The sequence below is a fragment of the Exiguobacterium sp. EA-TM-5 genome, assembly GCF_053878415.1.
This window is the reverse complement of the sequence record NZ_CM132670.1, coordinates 1,285,439-1,309,666: the sequence shown is the minus strand read 5'-3', so window position 1 is coordinate 1,309,666 and position 24,228 is coordinate 1,285,439. Positions and strand designations below refer to the sequence as shown.

Annotated in this window: 22 protein-coding genes and 1 other annotated feature; of the genes, 12 read left to right on the top strand and 10 right to left on the bottom strand. The window is 45.3% G+C overall.

Annotation, left to right across the window (positions count from 1 at the left end):
- Nucleotides 1-19 precede the first annotated feature (19 nt).
- A complete protein-coding gene (locus tag ACV3PA_RS06745) occupies nucleotides 20-328 on the top strand; it encodes a YtpI family protein (protein WP_053454041.1) in 309 nt (102 codons plus the stop codon).
- A gap of 52 nt (nucleotides 329-380) precedes the next feature.
- Here ACV3PA_RS06745 and ACV3PA_RS06740 read toward each other — a convergent pair whose 3' ends face one another.
- Nucleotides 381-1,691 (bottom strand): DRTGG domain-containing protein, encoded by a 1,311-nt coding sequence (locus ACV3PA_RS06740; protein ID WP_023469046.1) that lies wholly within the window; start codon nucleotides 1,689-1,691, stop codon nucleotides 381-383.
- Nucleotides 1,692-1,846: 155 nt separating this feature from the next.
- On the opposite strand from ACV3PA_RS06740, the gene ACV3PA_RS06735 reads away from it, so the two are divergent.
- Nucleotides 1,847-2,950: a M24 family metallopeptidase gene (locus ACV3PA_RS06735; RefSeq protein WP_053454042.1), complete on the top strand. Its 1,104-nt coding sequence runs from the start codon at nucleotides 1,847-1,849 to the stop codon at nucleotides 2,948-2,950.
- A gap of 56 nt (nucleotides 2,951-3,006) precedes the next feature.
- Here ACV3PA_RS06735 and ACV3PA_RS06730 read toward each other — a convergent pair whose 3' ends face one another.
- The gene (locus ACV3PA_RS06730; RefSeq protein ID WP_456125866.1) at nucleotides 3,007-3,732 is read right to left on the bottom strand and encodes an SDR family oxidoreductase; all 726 of its coding nucleotides are present in this window, start codon (nucleotides 3,730-3,732) and stop codon (nucleotides 3,007-3,009) included.
- Between the two features lie 154 nt (nucleotides 3,733-3,886).
- Here ACV3PA_RS06730 and ACV3PA_RS06725 point away from each other — a divergent pair, with 154 nt between their 5' ends.
- Nucleotides 3,887-4,324, top strand: a complete 438-nt coding sequence (locus ACV3PA_RS06725) for a universal stress protein (RefSeq protein ID WP_456125865.1) — start codon at nucleotides 3,887-3,889, stop codon at nucleotides 4,322-4,324.
- 107 nt (nucleotides 4,325-4,431) lie between these two features.
- Here ACV3PA_RS06725 and ACV3PA_RS06720 read toward each other — a convergent pair whose 3' ends face one another.
- From ACV3PA_RS06720 to tpx, 4 genes are all read right to left on the bottom strand, one after another.
- Nucleotides 4,432-5,037, bottom strand: coding sequence for a 3D domain-containing protein (locus tag ACV3PA_RS06720; RefSeq protein WP_456125864.1), 606 nt, complete (start codon nucleotides 5,035-5,037; stop codon nucleotides 4,432-4,434).
- Nucleotides 5,038-5,341: 304 nt separating this feature from the next.
- Nucleotides 5,342-6,553, bottom strand: a complete 1,212-nt coding sequence (locus ACV3PA_RS06715; RefSeq protein ID WP_053454045.1) for an acetate kinase — start codon at nucleotides 6,551-6,553, stop codon at nucleotides 5,342-5,344.
- A 120-nt stretch (nucleotides 6,554-6,673) separates the two neighbouring features.
- Complete coding sequence (locus tag ACV3PA_RS06710) at nucleotides 6,674-7,582, bottom strand: class I SAM-dependent methyltransferase (protein WP_053454046.1); 909 nt, start codon at nucleotides 7,580-7,582, stop codon at nucleotides 6,674-6,676.
- A gap of 100 nt (nucleotides 7,583-7,682) precedes the next feature.
- Nucleotides 7,683-8,180, bottom strand: coding sequence for a thiol peroxidase (gene tpx, locus ACV3PA_RS06705; protein ID WP_152910982.1), 498 nt, complete (start codon nucleotides 8,178-8,180; stop codon nucleotides 7,683-7,685).
- Nucleotides 8,181-8,345: 165 nt separating this feature from the next.
- Between tpx and ACV3PA_RS06700 the strand changes: the two genes are divergently transcribed.
- Together ACV3PA_RS06700 and ACV3PA_RS06695 are read left to right on the top strand one after the other, a co-directional pair.
- Nucleotides 8,346-9,161, top strand: coding sequence for an NAD kinase (locus ACV3PA_RS06700; RefSeq protein ID WP_023469054.1), 816 nt, complete (start codon nucleotides 8,346-8,348; stop codon nucleotides 9,159-9,161).
- Nucleotides 9,162-9,250: 89 nt separating this feature from the next.
- Nucleotides 9,251-10,021 (top strand): MerR family transcriptional regulator, encoded by a 771-nt coding sequence (locus tag ACV3PA_RS06695; protein WP_456125863.1) that lies wholly within the window; start codon nucleotides 9,251-9,253, stop codon nucleotides 10,019-10,021.
- On the opposite strand, the gene ACV3PA_RS06690 is transcribed toward ACV3PA_RS06695, so the two are convergent.
- Together ACV3PA_RS06690 and ezrA are read right to left on the bottom strand one after the other, a co-directional pair.
- Entirely contained in the window at nucleotides 10,013-11,572 is a 1,560-nt protein-coding gene (locus ACV3PA_RS06690; protein WP_456125862.1) for an amidohydrolase, read from the bottom strand. The two genes, ACV3PA_RS06695 and ACV3PA_RS06690, sit on opposite strands and share 9 nt — an antisense overlap.
- A gap of 67 nt (nucleotides 11,573-11,639) precedes the next feature.
- A complete protein-coding gene (gene ezrA, locus ACV3PA_RS06685; protein WP_053454050.1) occupies nucleotides 11,640-13,346 on the bottom strand; it encodes a septation ring formation regulator EzrA in 1,707 nt (568 codons plus the stop codon).
- 221 nt (nucleotides 13,347-13,567) lie between these two features.
- Between ezrA and ACV3PA_RS06680 the strand changes: the two genes are divergently transcribed.
- The 3 genes from ACV3PA_RS06680 (at nucleotide 13,568) to ACV3PA_RS06670 (ending at nucleotide 15,567) form a co-directional block, all read left to right on the top strand.
- Entirely contained in the window at nucleotides 13,568-14,053 is a 486-nt protein-coding gene (locus ACV3PA_RS06680) for a GAF domain-containing protein (protein ID WP_456125861.1), read from the top strand.
- A gap of 233 nt (nucleotides 14,054-14,286) precedes the next feature.
- On the top strand, nucleotides 14,287-14,886 hold the full coding sequence (gene rpsD, locus ACV3PA_RS06675) for a 30S ribosomal protein S4 (protein WP_023469059.1): 600 nt from the start codon (nucleotides 14,287-14,289) through the stop codon (nucleotides 14,884-14,886).
- A 153-nt stretch (nucleotides 14,887-15,039) separates the two neighbouring features.
- Nucleotides 15,040-15,567, top strand: a complete 528-nt coding sequence (locus ACV3PA_RS06670) for a biotin transporter BioY (protein ID WP_456125860.1) — start codon at nucleotides 15,040-15,042, stop codon at nucleotides 15,565-15,567.
- Between the two features lie 45 nt (nucleotides 15,568-15,612).
- On the opposite strand, the gene tyrS is transcribed toward ACV3PA_RS06670, so the two are convergent.
- Nucleotides 15,613-16,863: a tyrosine--tRNA ligase gene (gene tyrS, locus ACV3PA_RS06665; protein WP_326933888.1), complete on the bottom strand. Its 1,251-nt coding sequence runs from the start codon at nucleotides 16,861-16,863 to the stop codon at nucleotides 15,613-15,615.
- Nucleotides 16,864-16,916: 53 nt separating this feature from the next.
- Nucleotides 16,917-17,122: a binding site (T-box leader), on the bottom strand.
- A gap of 148 nt (nucleotides 17,123-17,270) precedes the next feature.
- Here tyrS and ACV3PA_RS06660 point away from each other — a divergent pair.
- Nucleotides 17,271-19,790 carry a transglycosylase domain-containing protein gene (locus tag ACV3PA_RS06660; protein WP_456125859.1) on the top strand — a complete coding sequence of 840 codons (2,520 nt, stop codon included), beginning with the start codon at nucleotides 17,271-17,273 and terminating at the stop codon, nucleotides 19,788-19,790.
- 46 nt (nucleotides 19,791-19,836) lie between these two features.
- Here ACV3PA_RS06660 and acsA read toward each other — a convergent pair whose 3' ends face one another.
- The gene (acsA, locus tag ACV3PA_RS06655; protein ID WP_456125858.1) at nucleotides 19,837-21,540 is read right to left on the bottom strand and encodes an acetate--CoA ligase; all 1,704 of its coding nucleotides are present in this window, start codon (nucleotides 21,538-21,540) and stop codon (nucleotides 19,837-19,839) included.
- Nucleotides 21,541-21,686: 146 nt separating this feature from the next.
- Here acsA and ACV3PA_RS06650 point away from each other — a divergent pair, with 146 nt between their 5' ends.
- The 3 genes from ACV3PA_RS06650 to ACV3PA_RS06640 are packed head-to-tail and all read left to right on the top strand — an operon-like array spanning nucleotide 21,687 to nucleotide 24,160.
- A complete protein-coding gene (locus ACV3PA_RS06650) occupies nucleotides 21,687-22,319 on the top strand; it encodes a GNAT family N-acetyltransferase (protein ID WP_023469064.1) in 633 nt (210 codons plus the stop codon).
- A gap of 18 nt (nucleotides 22,320-22,337) precedes the next feature.
- On the top strand, nucleotides 22,338-22,970 hold the full coding sequence (locus ACV3PA_RS06645; protein ID WP_053454056.1) for an acetoin utilization AcuB family protein: 633 nt from the start codon (nucleotides 22,338-22,340) through the stop codon (nucleotides 22,968-22,970).
- Nucleotides 22,967-24,160: an acetoin utilization protein AcuC gene (locus tag ACV3PA_RS06640; protein WP_053454057.1), complete on the top strand. Its 1,194-nt coding sequence runs from the start codon at nucleotides 22,967-22,969 to the stop codon at nucleotides 24,158-24,160. The genes ACV3PA_RS06645 and ACV3PA_RS06640 overlap by 4 nt, the downstream gene beginning before the upstream one ends.
- Nucleotides 24,161-24,228: the final 68 nt, after the last annotated feature.

Here is a 24,228-nt window from a genome sequence, read left to right as displayed (position 1 = left end):
AAAAGGAGGTCCTTTTAACATGCAATTCATCCTAATCGCCCTGATCGTTTTCTCGCTTGGTGGGTATTTGTTAGCAAAACGCCGCGCGTTCCATACGAAAAGCACGAATCGAAAGTACTTGTTCAATACGCAAGCAAGCATTTGGTTGAGTCTGTTCGTCATTCTGTTCGCCGTCAATCAGTTCGTTTCTGGGAACGGGTTAACGACGCTCGTCGGAAAAATCGTTTGTTCTGTTTTAATCATCGTCGGTGTAGCTTCGTTCATCGCTGGATTCGTACGATATAAAAAGATTTATCCGTATGTTGTCCGCGAGATGGAGCAATCATAAGCAAAATTCAGAGGAACCGAAGTCAATTGACTTCGGTTCTTTTTATATGCTGTTAACGATCAATGAGTTGGGACGTCACGAGCGCCTTCGCTACAATTTGTGTCCCTTGGTACATTTCGACATCGACCTTCCCAAATTTCCGACCGACGTCAAAGACATTCGCTCGAATCGTTACCGTACTTTCAATTTGAACGGGTTTAATGAAATAGATGCTGACATTCTCGATGACAAGATCACCTTTTTTCATATGGCGTAACATCCGTGTCGCTCCTTCGACTAAAAGTGTCGTTAACACACCACTCGAAGCAGTGCCCATGAAGTTCGTCATTTGCGGTGAGACTTCAAGCGATAAGTACGGTCCCCGTTCGTCCTCCGCTGCTTTGATTTGTCCTGTAATCAAATCGTCGAACGTCTCCCCAACCTGCGGCTGACGATTCGCGAGTTGTAATGCTTTTAAGACATCTTGACGACTAATGATCCCGAGCAATCGACCATACTGATCGATGACAGGCAACATCTCGATTCCTTCCCAGACCATCTGATGCGCGGAGTTCGTGACGCTCGTTCGAATACCGACTGTGATCGGATGCCGTGTCATGACTTTTTCAACAGCCCAGTCATGTGGACGGTCAATGATGTCCTTCGCTGTCACGACACCAACGACCTTCATTTGTTCGTCGATGACCGGGTAACGATTGTGTTTCGTCTGTTCGTTTAGCTCATGCCAGCGTGAAATCGGATCCGTCGTCTGTAAATAGAACGTGTCATGTAATGGGATTAAGATGTCCGAGACGAGTAAGATTTCCTTTTTGATCAATCGATCATAGATTGCTCGGTTAATCATCGTTGCGACCGTGAAGGTATCATATGACGTCGAAATGATTGGCAACTCCATCTCATCTGCTAATCGTTTCGCATCCTCTGTCGTATCGAATCCACCGGTGATTAACACGGCAGCCCCTGCTTCAAGCACGAGTTCATGCGCTTTTTCGCGATTTCCAATGATGACGAGACTATCGACATCGATATAACGCATCATCGCTTCGAGTTTCATTGCGCCAATGACGAATTTCGTCAGTGTCTTGTGTAATCCATTTCGTCCACCGAGGACCTGACCATCAACGATGTTCACGACTTCCGCAAACGTCAGCTTCTCGATATTTTCTTTTTGTTTCTTTTTAATCCGAATCGTTCCGACTCGCTCAATTGTCGAAACGAAACCGAGATTCTCCGCTTCTTTGATCGCGCGATAGGCCGTTCCTTCGGATACGGTCAAGTCCTTCGCGATTTGTCGGACCGAAATCTTCGTCCCGACATCAAGATCTTCGATATGTCGAATGATCTGTTCGTGTTTCGTAGGCATACTGTATCCCTTCTTTTCCTTTTTTCTACTCTCCTGTCATTATACTGTACTACTCCAAAGATGAAAACGTGTACTAGTCTGATTTACGATAAATGTTTTTCGAATCGGACGATGGTATACTTATGTAGAAAATGAGTAGAGAGGTGGAGTCATATATGAGCGAACGTACGAATCAAATTAGTGATTTCTTGAAAGAACAAGGAATTGATTTAGCTGTCATTACTTCGAAGGCGAACGTCTTTTATTTCTCAGGAGTCTACGCTGAACCCCACGAACGTGTCATGGCGGTCCTCGTCGATGTAACTGGCAAGCATGTATTATTCTGCCCAGCGCTCGAAGCAAGTATCGTTGCAGCGAGTCCTTGGGAAGGAGACGTCGTGACGTATGAGGATCACGAAAATCCATTCGATCGTCTAGCCGAATTATTCAAGACATTCGAACACTCCAATAACCGGATTGGTATCGAAGGTGAACATATGACATTCAGCCGCTATCAGGAGTTGAGTTCACGTCTCGAGAACGCAGCGATTCTCGATATCGGTGAGTCGTTACAGAGACTGCGCTTGAAAAAAACAACAGAAGAGATTGCGATTCTCCAAGAAGCAGCACAACTTGCAGACGAAGCAATTGAGATCGGGAAACAAGCGATTCGTCCTGGTATCACAGAAATCGAAGTCATTGCAGAAATCGAATATGAAATGAAGAAAAAAGGTGTCCGCGAGATGTCGTTCGATACGCTCGTCCTCTTCGGTGCAAACAGTGCTGATCCGCACGGTGTACCAGGCGATCGTGTCATCCAAGATGGCGACTTCGTTCTATTCGATCTAGGCGTCGTTTGGAAAGGCTACTGCTCGGATATTACTCGGACCTTCATTTATGGTGAAGCAAACGAGGAACAGAAAAAAATCTACGAAACGGTTCGTCGAGCACTCGAAGCTGCGACAAAAGCGAGTCAGATCGGTACGACACTCGGTTCATTAGATAAGGCAGCACGTGATGTGATCACTGAAGCTGGATACGGTCAGTACTTCACGCACCGCGTTGGTCATGGACTCGGCATCGAGGTTCACGAATTCCCATCTCTTGCGTCAAACAACTTACTGACGGCTGAAGCTGGTATCGTCTATACACTCGAACCAGGCATCTACGTCCCAGGAGTCGGCGGTGTACGCATCGAAGATGATATTCATCTCACTGCTGAAGGTCCAGTTGCGTTGACTCGCACACCAAAACACCTTCAATCGATTCCGTCTTCTTAAGTCTAAAACGATACGAAAACACCTAAGCTAATCGATAGCTTAGGTGTTTTTCATATTCACTTACGCGATTGATGGACGACGTTGACGCCACCTGTCACATCAAGAATTGCTCCCGTGATCATACTCGATTCTTCTGCAAGTAAGAAGGAGATCGCCCGAGCGATGTCTTCTCCGACACCCGTTCTTCCGACTGGTGTCGCTTCATCTTGCTCTGCTTCAGAAATTCGCTTTGTTTTATTGTCACCGACGATATTTCCGGGATTGACCATATTGACTGTAATGCCATGCTCTGCTTCTTCAAGCGCCACACTCTTCGTCAAACTCACCATACCGCTTTTAGCAGCTGCGAATGCTGCCCGGCACACCCACCCTGGAGCCGTTGCGCTTTCCGGAAAACCATATGTGATGATCCGACCATATGTCTGCTCGCGCATGACAGGCAACACTTGACGCAACAACCAAAAACTCGCGGTCAGGTTTCCAGTAATGACTTCATTCCATTCTTGATCGGTATAATCGACTAATGCTTTCCGTTCAAAAATATAGGGTCCTGCATTAAGTATCAACGCATCAATTCGACCTTGTCCGTCAATCGCTTGTTGAGTGGCGCGCTTCAACTCTTCTTGATTCGTTACATCTGCTTGAATCGTCACTAGATTTGGATGTTCGAACTCGGGTTCAGATCGATGAAACGCTGTTACTTTCCATCCTTCTTCCAGTAACTGGCGTGTCACTCGCTCTCCCAGTCCTTTTGTACCTGCCGTAATTAATGCGTGCCTCATCTTGGCATCGCCCCCTTTCACTGACTCCATCTTACGACGTAATCGAAAGGAAGGACAATTTTTAGAACTCGTTGAATGTTTCGTCCGCTCCCAATGAGAGAATGGTATAATTAGGGTGTACTCATCATATCGATTACGAAGGGATGGATTCATCATGGCAATCGTCTATCATAATGTACTTGTAGCAGTAGATGGCTCAAAAGAGGCAGAACGTGCCTTCGAGACGGCAATCGATGTTTCATTGCGAAATGATGCAAAACTAATCATCGCACATGTCATTGATACACGGACATTCGCAACAGTAGAAGCATATGACCGTACTATCACGGAACGTGCTGAATCTTACGCGAAGGAATTGCTAGACGAATATGTCAAGACCGCTCAAGATCGCGGTGTACAGGAAGTCGAAGTAGCGATTGAATACGGCTCACCAAAAGTGACGATCGCAAAAAAACTTGCTCCTAATCACGATGTTGACTTGATCATCTGTGGCGCAACTGGTTTAAACGCTGTTGAGCGTTTCTTCATCGGTAGCGTCTCTGAAAGTATTACGCGTTATGCAAAATGCGATGTCTTGATCGTCCGTTTATGAATCACTCTTCTACAAAAAGCGGATCTTCCTTTATTTTTTAGGAAGATCCGCTTTTTGATGTTCTACTCAAACAAAAAACCATCGAACCGATGTCCGATGGTTTGAAATCATTTGTATTTTACTGTGACCGTACGGCGACCCCAGTTAAATGCTTCTGAACGAGAGTAATAAAGAATGTCCATCTTCTTACCTTTGATGGCACCACCAGTATCGGCAGCTGTGTACGTTCCTTTTAATTTCCCTTTGTAATACACTTTTACTGTTGAACGAAGTGGAATCACACGTGGATCAACGGCTACGACTTTCTTTTTTGAGCTTTTGATGTTCCAACCGATTGCTGTTAGATTACCACTGCCTGGATCATATGGCGTGTAAGCTGTTGCACTCACGTTCGTGACTGTCTTCCAACCGCCTGTCGATTGTTTTTTCGATCCACTCGCCTTTACAACTTTTGAGTATTTCGCACTAAGATAGGCTGTTTTTCCTTTATAGCTTACTTTATACCAGCTACCTGTTTTTGCTTTATAAGATAATGTTTGATTCTTATATAGAAGACCGAGTTTTTTCGACGAAGTAGTAGCTTTTTGACGAATGACTAGGCTATCGACTGTTGACTTGACGCTTTTCTTAGTGGCAGCTTCCGCTTGAAGACCTGCGAACGAACTGAGTGCTAACACGACCGTTAAAACACTTGCGAGCATTCGTTTCATCATGTATTTTCTCCTCCATCATTGTTTCGTGTTTGTTAACTGAGATTAATATACATGACAAAACGAGACAGTGCCGTTACATATAGACCACAAAAATATGTCTGTACTATTACTTTTGTGTTACAAAAGACTCATTTTTTTAAGAAATCATCCTTTTTTAAGTTTATTTTTACGATAGTAATGATTCTTTTTTTATTATATGACAAACTCCGTAATAATAGATCGTGTGTTCGCATTTCAATATTTATAGATTTCATCAAAAAAAGGATCGAATCGTCATAATAACGATTCGATCCTTACGAGATGATTATGCGTTTTGAGCAACCAATCCACCAACACGAACTGTATCGCGAGCAATCATCAATTCTTCATTTGTCGGAATGATGATGACTTTAACCGGTGAGTGTGGATAGTTAATGAAGAGTTCTTCTCCACGAGCTCCGTTGTTGAGTGATGGATCCCAGTAAACGCCCATGAATTCAAGACCACGTAAAACACGCTCGCGGATTGAATCTGAATTCTCTCCGACGCCAGCTGTGAAGATGATTGCATCGACACCGTTCATCTCAGCAGCATATTGTCCGATGTAACCGTGAATACGGTTCGCGAAGATACGCAGCGCCATCTCTGAACGGTGGTTCCCTTCTTTAGCAGCCGTTTGGACATCACGCAAGTCACTTGAGAGACCTGATAAACCGTAGATTCCAGATTCTTTGTTCATGACATTCAAGACGTCTTCTGCTGTTTTCCCTGTTTTTTCCATCAAGAATGGAATCAAGGCTGGGTCAAGCGAACCAGAACGTGTTCCCATCGTGATTCCTTCAAGCGGTGTGAAGCCCATCGTCGTATCGATCGATTCGCCACCAGAAACTGCTGCGATCGATGCTCCGCTACCTAAGTGACACGAGATTAAACGGAGATCTTTTAGTGGACGACCGAGCAATTCAGATGCACGTTCCGTAACGTATTTGTGGCTCGTACCGTGGAAACCATATTTACGAATACCGTATTCTGTGTAGTAATCATACGGCAAGCTGTAAAGGAAGTTTTCTTCCGGCATTGTTTGGTGGAACGCTGTATCGAAGACCGCTACTTGTGGTACTTCTGGGAGCAATGCTTGGAATGCTCGAATTCCGATCAAGTTTGGTGGAATGTGAAGTGGTCCGAGTTCTGTATACGATTCGATATCTTGCATGACTTCGTCTGTGATCAATACAGAGTCAGCATATTTTTCTTTACCGTGAAGAACACGATGTCCGACACCTTTAATCTCATCGTAAGAAGAAATGATTCCGAACTCCATCAATTTTTCGAGTGACAACTCGACTGCTTCTTTATGTGTAGCAAGTGGGAGAACATCTGTATACTTTTGTCCTTCACCATATTTAATCGTAAAGATTGCATCGTCTTTACCGACACGTTCAACGAGTCCGATTGCGATCATCGTTTCGTTCGGCATTTCGAGCAATTGGAACTTCAAAGACGAACTACCTGCGTTTACCGCCATAATTTTTGCCATGATTTTTCCCCTTTTCCATTTGAATCCAATGAACATTCACATCTGTTTAGGTTTTCTTCTATTTCTGTTCTACAACTAGAATAGTCAAATTAACGATAGATTTCAATCACTTTGCGTAATTCATTTTAATTCTGTGTTAATCCATTCATCAATCTGTTTCACCATTCCACCAAACGAGCGGACATCCGTGAAGGATGGTAACTCTGCAAGTAATGCTTGTTTAGGCATCTTCATACCAGCTAAATGATTGCGAACGATCAAGTAGCTTTTTGCTGCCTGTTCTTGTTTGAACATCGTGAGTGGTAGCTGCAAAATACCGATGACATGCGCTTTTGATTCGAAGTACTGTTTCAATTTTCCTTCGGTATCATGTTGAAACAGTCCGTTTGGAATGACGAAGACACCAAATCCACCTGGTTTGACGTATTGCATCGCCTGTTCGATCAATAAGAAATGACTATAGCTCATACCTTCGTCCCGTTTCAAGATGTAAGACGCAGATGCCTCCTCGTCCGGATAATAGCCGACGGGAAGATCAGCCATCGCAAGATCAACTGGATCAAGTAACAACGGTCGTAATGCATCTTGATGGGTATACGTGACTGGATAATCAAGCAGTTCCGTTACCGCTGCCGATAAACGGATCAACGTCTCATCTACCTCAACTGCTTCAGCAGATGTACCAGTCGAAAGCTGACTTAAGACAGCATGTAACATACCACCTGTTCCACTTCCTAATTCAAGTAGACGGATGTCCTCCTTACCTACCAATTTCCCGATTAGATAACCAGCAAACAAAGCGACACTGTCTGGTGTTGGTAAATGATTCGGTTGTGCTTGTTTCATCCCTTCAAGAATAGCAAGCGATACTGCTTTACGAATGACCTCTTTGTCTACATTTTCAGTATGGCGGTCGTTCAACCGATCAATCACTGTCGTCAACGCTTCTAAATAGGGCATATCGAGATCACGTTCGATTTGTTTTGTTTGACGTGTTAATTCCTTATATAACTTTTCTAACGGCTCCATGTACGTCATCCTCTCCAAAACGAAACGGCCCCCCGTATAGCGGGAGCCGTTTCTATCATTAGTTCCATTGTAACGCTTCAGCGGCGTTTGTAAACCATTCTTACTTCGCTTCGCGCGCTGCAGCAAGTGCCGCTTCGAAATTGACTTCGTCTGTCGATTCTTCGAGGTATTCGACATACGTGATTTCGTTGTTCGAATTAAGGACGAAGACAGAGCGAGCAAGTAAACGTAATTCTTCGATTGCTACACCATACTGTGTTCCGAATGAAAGGTCACGGTGATCAGACAACGTCACGACTTGATCGAGACCGCTTGAAGCACACCAACGACGTTGAGCGAATGGGAGATCGTTTGAGATCGTCATGACCGTCACACCCTCGATTGTTGCCGCTTCTTCGTTGAACTTACGCGTCTGTGCATCGCATACACCTGTATCGATTGATGGAACGACACTGATGATTCGAACACCTTGATATGTATCGCGTGTTACAGGTGATAAGTCGTTAGCAAGTACTTGAAAATCAGGTGCTGTTTGTCCGACTTGAACAGACGTACCTTGAAGTGTGATTGGATTTCCTTTAAATGTTGCCATGTGAATTCCCCTTTTCCCCTGATCGGATATACTTTATTTTCTATTTAACTATAGGAATGATCAGAGGAGATGGCAAGCATTCTGCTACAATTCATGGTCTTCAGTATCCGTCTTTCCAAAAAACAGGTATAATGAAAGAGTTCATGAAACGCTTTCAAGGGGGAATTAACCATGGCTCGAAATAATGTCTACCTGTACTACCGAAATACACAAAGACACGAAACGCAGGTACGAAAGTTGATCGATGTCGGAACACGATACGGGTTGAATGTCGTCCAAGATCATCGACAAGCAAACATCATCGTTTCGATTGGTGGAGATGGAGCGTTTCTGCAAGCCGCACGTTTCACCGGTTTCCGTGATGACGCGATCTATGTTGGATTCGCCGAGGGACCAAACTCGTTCTATTGTGATTTCGATATCAATGACCTTTCTGCTGTTGAAGCCATCTTTAAAGAGACAGGTAATCGTGTCTCAGATGGTGAAATCGAAGTGCGTCGTTACCCATTGCTCGAGGCATCCATCAACGGTGGACCACCGATGCTTTGTCTAAACGAATGTTCTGTTAAGTCAAGCATCATCAAGTCACTTGCAATCGAAGTTTATATCGATGATTTCCTATTCGAGACATTCCGTGGGGATGGAATGGTCATCTCAACACCAACTGGCTCAACGGCTTATAACAAGTCACTCTCAGGTGCAATCGTCGACCCGTTGATTCATTGTCTTCAAGTCAGCGAAATTGCTTCCGTCAACAACAACCGGTATCGGACGCTTGGCTCTGCTTTCCTATTGAACCGCGGACGTAAACTCTCGTTACGCATCATTGAAGACGGAAACGATTATCCGATCATCGGGATGGATAACGAAGCACTCAGCCTGACACGTACGGATTCCGTCGATATCCAACTCTCTGAAAAAGAACTTAAAACCGTCAAATTGACGAATAATACATTTTGGCATAAGATTCAACGCTCATTCTTATGACAACAAAAAAATCTGCCTCCTCAGGCAGATTTTTTTGTTGCGTCTTCCGTTACGTCACCCCTTATACTCCAATCAAAGGAGGTACACAGATGACTTATTCTACTCAGGAAATCGCTAACCTTGCCGGTGTCACGAAGCGAACGTTGTATCATTACGAAACAGTCGGACTCTTAGTACCCCGGCGCACTGATACCGATCACCGGTGTTACAGCAGGGAAGATCTATTACGCTTGCAACAGATATTATTTTATCGCTCTCTCGATTTTCCACTGTCAGAAATCCAAGGGTTACTCAAACAATCGGATTCCAATCATCATACGATACTGAAAAAACAAATAACACTACTTCAAGAAAAAGCTTCGTATTATCAGGCACTCGCTGAACTCGCTGAACAGACATTACTCACTTTAAAAGGAGGAATCCCAATGAAAGACGAACAATTATTCCGTGGTTTACGTCACGAAGAGATCGTCATGCACGAAAAACAACATGCAGATGAAGTCGAGGAATACTACGGCGACACTGACTTATATCGGATTAGTGCAAAAAGACAAAAACAACGTACTCCGAATGAGAAAGAACGACTGAGCACCATGCACAAACAACTCGATCAACGCTTGACGATCCTTTACCGCGACGGACACAAGGTGACGGGTGCAGACGTTCAACAAGTCGTCAAAGAACAACATGACTTCATCGATACGTACTATTATCCATGTGAGTTATCTATTTTCGAGTCACTCGGTCAGATGTATGTGTCCGACGAACGGTTTCGTGCCTATTACGATACGTATGCACCTGGACTATCTTCTTTCTATTCGAAGGCTATTTCGCACTATGCACAAGCAACATCAAACTAAGGCTGTTTCTGCTTGATAGACGATTTTTCCAGCTTGAACAGTCTCCACTAAACGATTATTCAAGATGGCTTCACCACGCAAGCGATAGAAGTCTTGTTCAAAGATGACGAAGTCGGCATCGTAGCCTGGTAGGAGTAACCCTTTGCGTCCATGTGTCTCGGTCGCGAGATGTGGATTTTTCGTAAAGAGTAATAAGGCTTCGTACATCGATAACGTCTCATTCGTCTTATTGACACGTCCTGCTGTTCCTTCCGTCGCCGCATAAAGGGAACGTCGGACATCAGGGTCAGAGATCGGCGCATCTGCCCCACCGCATAATAACGCACCCGTCTCTGCTAACGAACGTAAACGATAACTCCAGTCTAAGCGGTTCAACCCAAGTCGATCGACGATGAAGTCTGCATCGTCTAGTAAAAAGACCGGTTGGACGTCAATTAGGACAGGAAGCTTTCGAATCCGAGCAAGCGTTTCCGGACGAACAACCGTCGCATGGATGATCCGGTCCCGCTTGCCTTTTGGTGCCGGATATTTCTCAAGTACTTGCACGAATCGTTCGATTGCCAAATCACCAATGACGTGCGCCGCAACTGTGAATCCGTAACTACGTGCTCGTTTGACAAGTTGCTCAAGCTGTTCTGGTGTATGCACTTCGATGCCACGTGTCGTCGGATCATCAGAATAGCCACGACCAAGTAGAGCGGTCCGTCCTCCGAGTGCGCCGTCGACGAATAGCTTCATCGCACCAATTGACATCGTTGATGGCAGAGTTGGCTGCTGTTGTACGAACTCATCGATGACAAGATGATGAACGAGTAGGTGTGTATGGAACCCTGTCTCTTCTGTCACTTCCTTATAGGCTTGGAGGATTTCCGCGACATCGCCGTGATACGATAAATCTTCTGTATGGGCAGCAATGATGCCGTATTGATACAAACTCTTGATTGCTGACCGGAGTGACGATTTGTTTCGCTCTAAGTTTCCAGCTTGTAACGCATATAAAGGTTCAAGCGCCGCATCGTATAGAAATCCGTCAGCTTCTCCGTTATCCGCTAGACCGACCTTTCCACCATCGATGACAGTCGATGCTTTATAGCCGAGCTGCTGGAATAAGACATCGTTGACAAGTGCAGTATGTCGATCTGTTCGTTTTAATAAGGCAGGAGCGTCCGGGAATAGCTGGTTCAACCATGCTTTTGTTGGCGCGCGATCAAGTTTCGTTTCGTCATATCCTTCCGCCACGTGGATTCCGTTGATTGGTTCTGCCTTGAGGAATGCTTGTCCTAACTCTTCAAGCGTCGTATAACGCGAGGCATCGACACGGTTGATCGCTTCCCCGTAACCAATCAGATGAATATGCGCGTCTGTGAAGGCTGGATAAACAGCTTTTCCGTTCAAGTCTTGAATCTGATGAATGCGTCTACCGAAACGTCGGCGTAGTTTTCCTTCTTCACCCATCGCGATGATTCTTGTCTCCTCGACAAACATCGCTGAATGGACATCCTCTTCATGTGCCATTGTCCGAATCAACCCATTTACGTATAGTGTTCCCATTCTGCTCACTCCTCTTTTTACAAAAATAGGGTGACCATGACGGTCACCCTGAATTGTCGATCCTGATTTAAACGTGCAGTGTTTCCTCTGGTGCACACGACCGTTTAATGCGCTCGATCGCGTCCGGATCGTATTCATTTAGGACACGTTCCGCTAAGACAATCGTTCGTTCATAGTCTCCCGCTAAGAACTTCGTTTCCGCGATCGTCAGCGACATATGTATCTCGTTGTCGTGGCGACGGTATCGGTTCGCATACTGGACGAGTCGTTCTGCATACGTGACTTCGAACACTAATGTATCTAACCGTTCTTGCACATGTTTAAACGTTTCTTGGACGTCCTGGCTTTGTGCAACGATCGATCGGACATTAAACGGCAACTCTTCGAGCCGCGTCTCAAGCGTCTGTAGCGAACGGTTCGCATTCCGTAGTGCTTCTTCGACTTCCGTTGGTAAGTTCGGTAATCCAAGTCGTTTCAGACGAAGACGTGTTTGTGAGAGCTGATGGCGCCACGCGACGATTCGTTCGCGAACTTCTGTCTCTTCTTTTCGAAGCGCTTGAAGCTCGACCGTAAAGCGTTCGTATTGAATCATCAACTGTTCTTCGAGTCGAATCGCATCGCGCATTTGATCTTCGAGCATACTGAACGGAATGATTTTTCCAGCAATCGACTCATCGAGATCTTTTGCTGCTTCGAATAATAGCTCTTCGTCACGCTGAATTGTTTCATAATGAATTCCAAGATCTGCTGAGATTTCATACTTTTCACGTAAAATACTGAACTCTTGTGCTAACTGACGAATCCGTTCACGCATCCGTAATGCTTTTTGTTTCAAGGATTGGTTTTCTTTTTTCACTTGGTGGCGCGCATCAACTTCACGACGGAACGTATCGTACATTTGATCAACGTCGGCTGACAACTGTTGAATCGCCTCTTCTAAACCGTCGACTTCAAGTCTCTCGATTTTTTCAGAAAGACTCAAGCGCTGTTCCTCGAACCGTTTGATCTCAGATTGTAGACCGAGTGGTTCAAGTGGATACCCATCTAACGACATTTCCTTATAACCCGCTCCAAGCTGATCAATCCGTTGACGCAATTCATGAGCGAGAATCTTCCATTGTTTCGGTACGAGTTCGACAAGTTGACGTGTCGTTGCTACTTCTTGTTCAAGCAACAAGCTTGTTTCATACGCCTTCGTCACTTCGCCTGAGGCTTCGTACTGGCACATCTCATTCCAATGCGCATCGATTTGTTCACTTCGTTCTTCTAGACGCGCGAGCGCCGGTCCGAACGAATTCGCTTGAATCAGTAATGATTTCCGAACTTGTCCTGAATCAGCCTCACCTTGCGCTTTCAGTTCTGCTAAAACCGATTGATTCGTTTTGAACGTCGACATCTCGACGAGCATCTCATCAATCAATCCTTCAAGTTCCGCAATTAATTGTTCCGTTACTTCGAGGTCATTCTTGACGGCGATGAACCGATATTTATCGAGCGCTTCTTCCGCACGGTAAAGTGTCTCATCGATTTGGGCGACGTGGACTGTTAGTAACTCTTCCCACGCTTGATGCCAGGAGCTGAACTTCGTCTCCGTCTCACCCGCCATCGGAAGTTGCTTTAAGTCCTGCAACTCCTTTGGAATCGATGCACTGACGATGCCTTGTTTTCGCATATCAAGTTCATCGATTTTCGTGTAGTATTTTTTTCGACTGATCATGCTAAATAGCATGACGAGTAATACGATGACGATGACTCCGATCACCCATGCCCACATTTGTCACGACCTCCACTCTGTCGTACGACTTTAGATTTTCTCTAAATCGCAATAATCTTATCCTTATAATAGTATAGCGCAACCGTTTTGCATAGATTTACAAGGGCTTTTCCTGATTTCTTCCGCTCTTTTGAATCCTTTCCCCAAAAATCAATTGTTTGTCAGCCGTACGAAAACTCGTTAAACTAAAAAAAATACGCTTTTCACGGGAGGAATTTATTATGTTCGAAACAAAGACATATGAAGGTGACCGGACGAAACAATATGACATGCTTTCAAAACAACTTGATGCGTTATTAATGGGAGAAGAGAATCAAGTCGCAAACTTGTCGAATGCGAGTGCGTTACTGAATCAGTTCCTCGACCGCATCAACTGGGTCGGCTTCTATTTGACAGATACAGAACAAAACCAACTCGTCCTCGGACCGTTCCAAGGACTTCCAGCATGTGTTCGTATTCCATTCGGTCGTGGTGTCTGTGGAACGTCAGCAGCCGAACAAACGATACAACGCATTGAAGACGTCCATCAGTTCCCAGGTCATATCGCGTGTGACGCGGCTTCGAATTCAGAAATCGTCATTCCACTCGTCAAAGACGGTCAAACGATCGGCGTACTTGATATCGACAGCCCAGAATTCAACCGTTTCGATGAAGTCGATCAAGCTGGTTTAGAAGCTTTCTGTACGACACTGCTTCGTCATCTGTAATTCTGATTGACAGTCGATTGTCCACACCGTATACTTGTAAAAGTGCAGAAATGATAACGATAGCGGTCAAATCGCTTACGTATCACATTTCATGACTCGGTGAATAACCGGAGGGGCATCGTGTAACTTTGCTATCAAGCGAGGGTGCCACATCATGAAATGGGCGTAATGTGGGTTTGATGGCGTTATTATTTTTATGCAAATAATAACGAACAATAAGGAGGAGTCTTATTATGGCTCGCTATACAGGTCCAGCTTGGAAACTCTCACGTCGTCTCGGTATCTCACTTACTGAAACAGGAAAAGAAATCGCAAAACGCCCTTACGCACCAGGTCAACACGGTAACAGCCGTCGTAAAGTATCTGAGTACGGTCTTCAACTTCAAGCGAAGCAAACACTTCGTCACATGTATGGAGTAAACGAACGCCAATTCAACCGTATCTTCAACGATGCTGGCAAAATGCCTGGTATCCACGGTGAGAACTTCATGTTCTTACTCGAAGCACGTCTTGATAACGTCGTTTACCGTATGGGTATGGCTCGTACACGTCGTGCTGCTCGTCAGCTCGTCAACCACGGTCACATCCAAGTTGATGGACAACGCGTTGATATCCCATCATTCCGCGTGAAACCAGGTCAAACGATCTCAGTTCGCGAAAAATCGAAGAACTTTGTCGTTATCAAAGAAGCACTCGAAGTTGCTCCAGCAACTAAAGACTTCGTTACTTTCGATGCTGAGAAGCTCGAAGGAACATTCGTCCGTCTTCCTGAGCGTTCTGAATTGAACGATCAAATCCAAGAACAACTCGTCGTCGAGTACTACTCACGTTAATCGATTGTTCCAGCACTCACTTCGGTGGGTGCTTTTTTTGTGCTTATCATAAAAATGTATACCTGGTCTTAAAAAAAGAGTGACGTCATTTATTCATTTGTGTTAACCTTTAATTATACATAGTTAACACAAATAGAAAAGAGGACTTCATTCATGAAAACAAGAGATTTAACGTTCATCGCCTTAGGCGCTGCCATCATTGCAGCCGTCAGTTCTATGCCACAAATCCAACTCGTCGGTGCTGTTCCGATCACACTCCAGATGCTCGCCATCATGACGGTCAGTGCGATCCTCGGTGGAAAACGTGGCGGACTCGCTGTCTTGATCTTCCTATTGCTTGCAGCAGCTGGTCTACCCGTTCTTGGAGGAAAAGGTGGACTTGCTCCGTTCGTCGGACCAACTGCCGGTTATTTGATTGCCTTTCCGATTGCCGGATTCTTCATCGGACTCGTCGCTGAAAAAACGCGTCGCTTCGTCCCCTTATTCATCGGGATGATCGTCTTTGGACTCGGTTTAGTTTATCTACTTGGAACATTTGGTCTGATGGCTGTTCTCGATTTGTCGTTTAAAGACGCTTTTGCGATCAACTACCCCTTCGTCCTATGGGATACGATCAAAGCAGTCGTCGCTACGACGATCGCCGTTCGTTTATTGCCACTCCGCTTATTCCGGACAGCTTAAAAAAAACGCTCCCTGTACATAAAACAGGGAGCGTTTCGTATATCATCAAGCATGCTCGACGACGAAGTATTTTTTCTTTCCGCGACGTACGATCGTAAAGCGACCGATTGCATCTGCTTCAGTGATTTCTTTCGTTAAGTCTTGCTCGCGCTCTCCGTTTAGGTAAATTGCACCGTTCGTCACATCTTCACGTGCTTGACGTTTTGACGGACTGATTTTCGCCTCAACGAGAACGTCGACGAGGTTCTTCGATTCACCAAGCGTAAAGCGTGGCATTCCTTTGAACGCATCTTCGATATCTTCGACTTGCAGGGATTTGATATCTCCACTAAAGAGTGCAGTCGTGATACGTTGTGCTTGTGTCAGACCTTCTTCACCGTGGACGAGAACTGTCATCTCTTCAGCGAGACGACGTTGTGCAACGCGCTTCTCTGGTGCCGCTTTGACTTCCTCTGCGAGTGCATCAAGCTCTTCGTGCGTCAAGAACGTGAAGTATTTCAAGAATTTGATGACGTCGAGATCGTCGACGTTGAACCAGAACTGGTAGAACTCGTACGGTGACGTTTTGTCAGCATCTAACCAAACTGCACCGCCAGCTGTCTTACCAAATTTCTGACCGTCTGCTTTTGTAACGAGCGGCACCGTCAAACCGAATGCTTTTTCTTCGTGACCAACGCGACGGATCAGCTCCATCCCCGCTGTGATGTTTCCCCACTGATCACTACCTCCGACTTGGAGACGGCATCCTTGATCTTCATAGAGTTTCAAGAAGTCAAACGATTGAAGTAACATGTATGAGAACTCTGTGAACGAGATCCCGTTTTGAAGTCGTGAATCAACAGAGTCCTTCGCAAGCATGTAGCTGACCGGGAAGTGTTTTCCGATATCGCGTAAGAAATCGATGATCGTCAAATCTTTCGTCCAGTCCAGGTTATTCGCGATCGTGACCGGGTTTTCTCCTTCAAGTGGTAAGAAGCGCGATAATTGACCTTTAATCCGGTTCGCGAACTCTTCAACGATATCCGATGTATTTAAAGAACGTTCCGTTGCGCGACCACTTGGGTCTCCAATCATTCCCGTCGCCCCACCAACGAGACCTACGACATGGTGACCTGCTTGTTGGAATCGTTTTAAAACTAAGATTGGCAACAAGTGTCCGATATGCAACGAATCAGCTGTTGGATCGAAACCCGTGTATAGCGTCGTCGGTGTCTCGAGTAATGTTTTAAGTCCTTCTTCATCCGTCATTTGGTTAATTAAACCGCGAAATTCTAAATCTTCTAATAACGTCATTATGTTTCCTCCTAAAGTTCACTTTTTACAATAAAAAACCGCCCCTTCGTATAAAACGAAGGGACGGAAGATTCCGTGGTACCACCCTGATTGCCCTTTAAATAAAAGGACCACTTGGTTCGTCGATAACGGGACGACCGCTTGATTTCTCAAGAAACTCCTGGAAGCGTAATTCATAAGTTCACTGTGTCCTAGTTCGCAGCACCACTAGGTCTCTGTCACAGGGAGTGACTTACTACTGTATTCCGATCACTGTTTAACGTATCATATGAAAATAAGATGGTTTCATGATACGTCGAAGATGAATCCACTGTCAAGCCAAAATTCAGCAATGGATTTATGGTATAATACGTCTATCTGTGATTTAATATTAATTTACACCTAAGTTTAAGATGCAAAGGAGATCATTTATGCGCGAGAACTGGTCCAAGTTTTGGAATCACCCCCGGACGAAAGCCGTTCGGCACTGGTCGAATATCACATACGATGTTTCATGGAACATCATTTTATTCCTCATCATAGCAGTGTTGCTCATTGGAAGCTTCTCCGTCGGAGCCGCCGGTGGATACTTCGCTTCACTTGTCAAAGGCACAAAAGCTCCTCCATTGACGGAAATGAAGCAACAAGTCAATAGCTATGCGGTGACGAGTCAGATTTATTGGGGAAGCGGCGAGAAGTTGACGAACGTCTCTACTGATGAAGAACGTCAACCCGTTGATATTAAAAACATCTCTCCCTATTTATTGGATGCCGTCTTATCAACTGAAGATACTGATTTTTATCAGCACGATGGGGTTGTCCCAAAAGCAACATTACGTGCAGTCTTGCAAGAACTGACGAATTCCGCGTCACGGACTGGCGGAAGTACGTTGACTCAACAATTAATCAAAAACCAAATTTTGACGAATGAAGTCTCGTTCGAACGGAAAGCAAAAGAAATCATCTTGGCGCTACGCCTCGAAAACGCGATGTCAAAAGATGAAATTCTTCAAGCTTATTTGAATGTCGTCTCATTTGGTCGAAATTCACTCGGACGTAATATTGCCGGAATTGAAGCGGCTTCTCAAGGTGTCTTTAATAAATCGGCGAAAAAGCTGACATTACCACAAGCAGCCTTCCTCGCTGGTATTCCGAAAAACCCATACTATTACACACCTTATCTACAAGGTGGCGTCGTCAAGAAAGATTTGACGCCAAGTATCAATCGGATGAAGACCGTCTTAAAACGGATGTATGTCGCAAAAAATATTACAAAAGAGCAATATGAAAAAGCACTCAAACACGATATCACGAAAGACTTTGCGAAACAGTCGAAACGTTCACGTGATACGTACCCGTACGTCTATGACTTAGCAGAGCGTGAAGCGACAAAAATCATGACGAAGTACTTGATGAAACAAGATGGAATCAAAGAAGATGAAGTCAAACCGTCAGAACTAGCGGAAGTTCGAGCAAACTATCAAGATCAAGCACTTGTTGCACTCCGTCAGGGTGGGTACAAAGTTCACTTGACACTAGACAAGAAAATTCATGAATCCATGCAGCAACCTGCGAAGAATAACGGTAACTTCCCTGGCAGCATGCAGTACAAGCAAGTCGTGGATCCAAAAACAAAAAAAACCGTTTCAAAACAAGATCCCGAAGAAACAGCAGCTGTCATGGTTCAAAATGAGACGGGTCGTATCCTCGGATTCGTCGGTGGGCGTTATATGGATGGAAAAGCCGATGACTTCAACCGGGCATTCCAAGCCAAACGCCAAATTGGATCAACAGCAAAACCAATCCTCGTTTACTCAAACGGGATTGAGAACGGTTTGATTACTCCAGAATCAACCGTTAATGATGAAGAATACTATTATCAAACCGTACCACGTCAACCAGGTGATCGCCCAATCAAGAATGAAGGCGGTCGTTATCGTGGGAACGTGACGGTTCGTACCGCACTTGAACTTTCACTAAACGTACCTGCTGTTAAAATCTACGAGAAAATGAATATGTCAAACTCGATTCAAAAACTCGTCGATATGGGAGTTGAAGTACCAGATGCGATTCGTTATGCCCCTTCAGCCGCACTCGGTACGATGGAAATCACACCGGTCGAACTCGCTGGTGCTTACGCGACACTCGCGAACTACGGCGAATTCGTTCAACCATATGTCATCTCGAAAATCACGAAAGACGGGAAAGACATCTATAAAGCAAAACCGAAGAAAAAGCGGATTTATGAACCACGCACTGCTTACTTGACGCTTGATATGATGCGCGGTGTCTTTACGAAAGGTACAGCAACATTTGCAAAAGACCGATTGAATGTACCTGGAGACTGGGCAGGTAAAACAGGTACGACGAACGATGTAAAAGACTCTTACCTTGTTGGTTCAACACCTGGTGTCACCCTTGCCGTTTGGACTGGACATGACCAGAACAATTCACTCATCGGTCCGACGACGTATTATCAACGCACACAGACGCTGTGGTCACAAATGGCGAACGCAGCATATAGTGCTAATAACAGCTACTTCAAATCAGGTGCTCGTTTCACACAACCATCTTCTGTTTCCGCAGACGATTTCAAAAACAGTGGTCGTTTCAAAGAAGAAGATAAAAAGAAAAAAGCCGAAGAGGCGAAGAAAAAAGCAGAAGCTGAGAAAAAGAAAGAAGAAGAAGCTAAGCGAGCAGAAGAAGAAGCTAAGAGAGCGGAAGAACAGAAACAAGAAGCGCAACAAAACGAACAACAAGCTGAAGCAGATGCGAAGAAAAAAGCAGAGGAAGACGCAAAACGTGCTGCCGATGCAAAAGCGAAAGCCGAGGCAGAAGCTAAGAAGAAAGCGGAAGCTGACGCTAAGAAAAAAGAAGCAGATGCAAAGAAACAACAAGAGCAACAGAAAAAGCAAGATGAAAAGAAAAACGACGCTACTTCTGAAAACTAACAAAAAGGATGGATCACCTGTTACGGTGATCCATCCTTTTTTGCGTTCAATCTTCCATCGTTGAAAGATCTCCTGTTTCGAGATTTAACTCCCATGCTTTCAGAACACGACGCATAATTTTACCACTTCGTGTCTTCGGCAATTTATCCCGGAAATCAATTTCTCGTGGCGCCGCATGAGCAGCGAGACCTTCTTTGACAAATGCCTGAATTTCTTGTTTTAGTTCATCCGTTGGCTCGTAACCATCACGTAAGGCAATGAATGCCTTGATGATTTCACCGCGAACCGGATCTGGTTTCCCGATGACTCCAGCTTCTGCGACCGCTGGATGTTCAACGAGACGACTTTCGACCTCGAACGGACCGACTCGTTCTCCAGCTGTCATGATGACGTCATCAACGCGCCCTTGGAACCAGAAGTAACCTTCATCGTCCATATAAGCAGAGTCACCTGATACATACCATCCTTTGAAGAAATATGATTCGTATTTCTGCGGATTGTTCCAGATCTGACGCATCATCGACGGCCATGGTGTTTTTAAGGCAAGATTCCCCATTCGGAATGGTGGTAACTCATTTCCTTGATCATCGACGATTGCTGCTTGTGTTCCTGGAATCGGTTTCCCCATTGATCCCGGTTTAATATCCATCGACTTGTAATTACAAATCATCATCGCACCTGTCTCCGTCATCCACCACGTATCATGAATGCGTTGATCGAACGCTTCTTTGCCCCAACGAATGACTTCTGGGTTCAATGGCTCTCCGACGGATAATACATGACGAAGACTTGATAGATCATGATGATTCGCAACATCCGCGCCAGCTCCCATTAACATGCGGAAAGCGGTCGGTGCGCTATACCAAACCGTTACTTTATACTTCTCGATGACACTGTACCAGAAGTCTGGATTGAAGCGTCCACCGACGACGATGTTCGTTGCCCCATTCAAGAACGGAGCGAAGATACCGTAACTCGTTCCTGTGACCCAGCCTGGGTCAGCCGTGCACCAGTAGACATCGTCTTCTTGTAGATCAAGTACCCAGCGCCCCGTCATCAAGTGCTGAATCATCGCATTCTGAACATGGAGAACACCTTTGGGTTTCCCTGTTGATCCCGAAGTATAATGCAAAATCAATCCGTCTTCGCGATCTAACCAAACTGGTTCGAACACATCAGATGCTTGATCAAATGCTTTGCGGAAATCGATTAGTGTTTCTGATTCTTCCACGCCTTCGTCGACAAGCACTACCTTTTCAAGTGAGCCCAGTTCCCCAACTGGAACACGTGGGAGCAATGCCTTCGTCGTCACGAGTAACTTCGCTTCAGAATCGAGCAAACGATCGCGAACCGCTTGTTCCATGAATGCTTCAAACAATGGACCGACGATTGCCCCTACTTTCAGTGCGCCAAGTAAGGCAAAATACAATTCCGGTGAGCGTGGCATGAAGATGAAAATCCGGTCACCCGTTTTGACCCCTGCATCCACTAATACGTTTGCCGCTTTATTCGTCAATCGTTTCATATCTGCATATGTGAAGCGTTGTTCCGTCGTTCCATCGAAATAAATCAGCGCATCCTTGTTCGCCCGCTCGCCTTCTGCGTGACGATCGATTGCTTCATGGGCCATGTTGACTTTCCCCGTTGTCGCCCACGAAAAGTACTGCTCAGCATCTTTCCAGTCGTACGCGTTCGTCTCATCATACTCTGCTAACCAATGCTTCCCCGGAAGCGCTTTCAAAACTTTCATGTCTCGTTCCTCCCCTTCTATGTTCTCTTCTTTATTATAAGCTAGTTATCCATCAGTTCAATCCATTTGCCGTCAATTTGTTAAAAAATCCCTCTCTTTGCTCAAGCGCTTTCGTCTATAATGAATAGGAAGGTGGTGACGCTTACATGTTTGAAAAACAATTCAATCATCGGACGCATGAAACATCACTCGGTCCTGTCGACATCGAAGGTCCCGTACCGAGTCAAACACTAGCAACGTATACACTCGATTCAGGGTTGACAGCTTTTCGTCCACCCGCTGAACAACACCAAGCGCTCGTTGAGATCGCCGACCTCGAGGAGGGACGCATCATCGTCGCTCGTCAAGGAACGGAAATCATCGGTTATGTGACTTACTTATATCCTGACCCTTATGAAACATGGAGTGAAGGGAACAATCCGTACATTCTGGAACTCGGAGCAATCGAAGTCTCCTCTCGATTCCGCGGACAGCAAATCGGAAAAAAATTACTTGAGATCTCCATGCTCGACCCTGCCATGGAACATTATTTAATTTTAACGACTGAATATTACTGGCACTGGGACTTAAAAGGGAGTGGACTATCCGTCTGGGATTACCGAAAAATCATGGAGAAGATGATGAACCATGGTGGCCTCGTCTTCTTTCCGACGGATGATCCGGAAATCGCCTCTCATCCCGCTAATTGTTTGATGGCGCGTATCGGAAAACACGTCTCCCCTGAAGTTGTCGCTCACTTTGATGCGTTACGCTTAAGAAGACGTTTCATGTACGACTGAGATCGAGGAGGAATCGTCATGTTAATTGAACAAATCATGAATACGACGTGCATCACGATGCAACCGACGAATTCCATCGCTCATGCGGTTGAACTCATGCAACGTCATAAAATTCGTCATGTTCTTGTCGTCAATGCGCGGCACGAACTTGTTGGTCTTGTCGGATTAAAGGAAATTCAAAGCGCAAGTAGTATCTTTCATCCGGATACAGCAAAACAAGACCTACAGTATCCGGTCTCAAGCATTATGATCGAGAGCCCTATCACGGCTCATCCACTTGATTTTCTCGAAGATGCAGCTGTCTTGTTTTATGAATATCGATTGACTTGTCTACCAATCGTCCGTGGTCGACGACTCGTTGGGGTCGTAACGGAAACAGATCTATTACGAACATTTGTACAGTTAACCGGTGCACTCGAGCCAAGTTCCCAAATTGAAATTCGTGTCGAGAATACGGCAGGTACGTTAGCAAAGATTGCTACACTGCTTGCTAAAACGAATATCAATATCTTAAATGTACTCGTCTATCCAACAGACGATCCGTACGTCCGGATCGTTGCGTTTCGTGTCCAGACGATGAATCCGATTCGGATCATCGAGAAGTTGCGCAAAGAAGGATTTGATGTACTTGGACCGGATGTGAGCAGATGAAGGATTTCGCTTATCTCTACAGTCCAGAAGAAGCGGCTTATCGATTTTCCGAAACCCATCCGTTTAACCCAATCCGTCTCGAATTAACCGTTTCCTTGCTCGAAGCGATGCATCAATTAGATGGCATACCTTGTATCGCACCGCGTCATGCGACCGATGAAGAACTGGCACTCGTTCATGATCAGGACTACATCGCTGCCGTTAAAGCAGCCGGAACCGGAGCATTAACACCACTAAAGGCACAGATGTATGGTCTTGGAACAGAAGATACTCCTTTATTTCAAAACATGCACGCGGGTGCCTCGCTCCTTGTCGGTGGTACGATTGAAGCGTGTGACCTCGTCTTATCTGGTCAATATAAACGGACCTTTCATATCGGTGGCGGATTACATCACGGATTCCGTGGACGTGCCTCTGGTTTTTGTGTCTACAATGATACGGCCGTCGCCATGGCAGCGATGATTGAAAAGTATCACTGCAAAATTCTTTATGTCGATACGGACGCTCATCATGGGGATGGTGTGCAATGGGCCTTTTATAATCGAAAGGACGTCATGACGTTGTCGCTCCATGAGACGGGTCGCTATTTGTTTCCAGGAACGGGCATGGTAACGGAACGGGGTTCTGAAGAAGGTTATGGATTTAGCTGGAATGTACCACTTGATGCTTTCACAGAAGACGATTCGTTTTTACTCGCTTATGAAACGGCTCTCTTTGAAGCATGTGAATTGTTCCAACCCGATCTCATCATCACGCAAAATGGTGCTGATGCGCACGTGCTTGATCCACTGACCCATCTATCCTTAACAATGAAAAGTTATGAGCAGATACCTCAAATCGCCGTCGCTGCTGCAAATAAATATACGAATGGAAAGATCGTCGCACTCGGTGGCGGCGGTTACGACTGGTATCGTGTCGTTCCTCGCGCGTGGAGTCAGGTGTTTGCTGCTATGACGGAACAAGCTCCGTTTCATGGTGAGATTCCTGTTTCATGGCAGGAACGCTGGAGTGGACAGGAAACAGTCCCACCAACACACTGGCATGATAAGTCACCACTCTATCCCGCCATCCCACGACGTCCTGAAATTGAAGAGAAAAATTGGGAGACCGTCAAACGATTGATTTGGCCATTCGTCAGCGATGAGCGCAAGAAACAACTGACAACGATTTCCCCCTATTCCGCCGATTAATTGACTTTTTATCTTCACATTTATTTCGTTCGGAGTTCACATCTTGTTGCTATACTAAATATGGAATT

Coding starts and splice junctions, on each gene's coding strand:
- ACV3PA_RS06670 (WP_456125860.1), top strand. CDS start 15,040: ATGAAAACAAGAGATTTAACGTTCATCGCCTTAGGCGCTGCCATCATT.
- ACV3PA_RS06650 (WP_023469064.1), top strand. CDS start 21,687: ATGTTTGAAAAACAATTCAATCATCGGACGCATGAAACATCACTCGGT.
- ACV3PA_RS06725 (WP_456125865.1), top strand. CDS start 3,887: ATGGCAATCGTCTATCATAATGTACTTGTAGCAGTAGATGGCTCAAAA.
- ezrA (WP_053454050.1), bottom strand. CDS start 13,346: ATGTGGGCATGGGTGATCGGAGTCATCGTCATCGTATTACTCGTCATG.
- ACV3PA_RS06640 (WP_053454057.1), top strand. CDS start 22,967: ATGAAGGATTTCGCTTATCTCTACAGTCCAGAAGAAGCGGCTTATCGA.
- ACV3PA_RS06695 (WP_456125863.1), top strand. CDS start 9,251: ATGACTTATTCTACTCAGGAAATCGCTAACCTTGCCGGTGTCACGAAG.
- ACV3PA_RS06740 (WP_023469046.1), bottom strand. CDS start 1,691: ATGCCTACGAAACACGAACAGATCATTCGACATATCGAAGATCTTGAT.
- ACV3PA_RS06645 (WP_053454056.1), top strand. CDS start 22,338: ATGTTAATTGAACAAATCATGAATACGACGTGCATCACGATGCAACCG.
- ACV3PA_RS06730 (WP_456125866.1), bottom strand. CDS start 3,732: ATGAGGCACGCATTAATTACGGCAGGTACAAAAGGACTGGGAGAGCGA.
- ACV3PA_RS06720 (WP_456125864.1), bottom strand. CDS start 5,037: ATGATGAAACGAATGCTCGCAAGTGTTTTAACGGTCGTGTTAGCACTC.
- ACV3PA_RS06700 (WP_023469054.1), top strand. CDS start 8,346: ATGGCTCGAAATAATGTCTACCTGTACTACCGAAATACACAAAGACAC.
- acsA (WP_456125858.1), bottom strand. CDS start 21,540: ATGAAAGTTTTGAAAGCGCTTCCGGGGAAGCATTGGTTAGCAGAGTAT.
- ACV3PA_RS06680 (WP_456125861.1), top strand. CDS start 13,568: ATGTTCGAAACAAAGACATATGAAGGTGACCGGACGAAACAATATGAC.
- ACV3PA_RS06745 (WP_053454041.1), top strand. CDS start 20: ATGCAATTCATCCTAATCGCCCTGATCGTTTTCTCGCTTGGTGGGTAT.
- ACV3PA_RS06715 (WP_053454045.1), bottom strand. CDS start 6,553: ATGGCAAAAATTATGGCGGTAAACGCAGGTAGTTCGTCTTTGAAGTTC.
- ACV3PA_RS06710 (WP_053454046.1), bottom strand. CDS start 7,582: ATGGAGCCGTTAGAAAAGTTATATAAGGAATTAACACGTCAAACAAAA.
- ACV3PA_RS06690 (WP_456125862.1), bottom strand. CDS start 11,572: ATGGGAACACTATACGTAAATGGGTTGATTCGGACAATGGCACATGAA.
- ACV3PA_RS06660 (WP_456125859.1), top strand. CDS start 17,271: ATGCGCGAGAACTGGTCCAAGTTTTGGAATCACCCCCGGACGAAAGCC.
- ACV3PA_RS06735 (WP_053454042.1), top strand. CDS start 1,847: ATGAGCGAACGTACGAATCAAATTAGTGATTTCTTGAAAGAACAAGGA.
- rpsD (WP_023469059.1), top strand. CDS start 14,287: ATGGCTCGCTATACAGGTCCAGCTTGGAAACTCTCACGTCGTCTCGGT.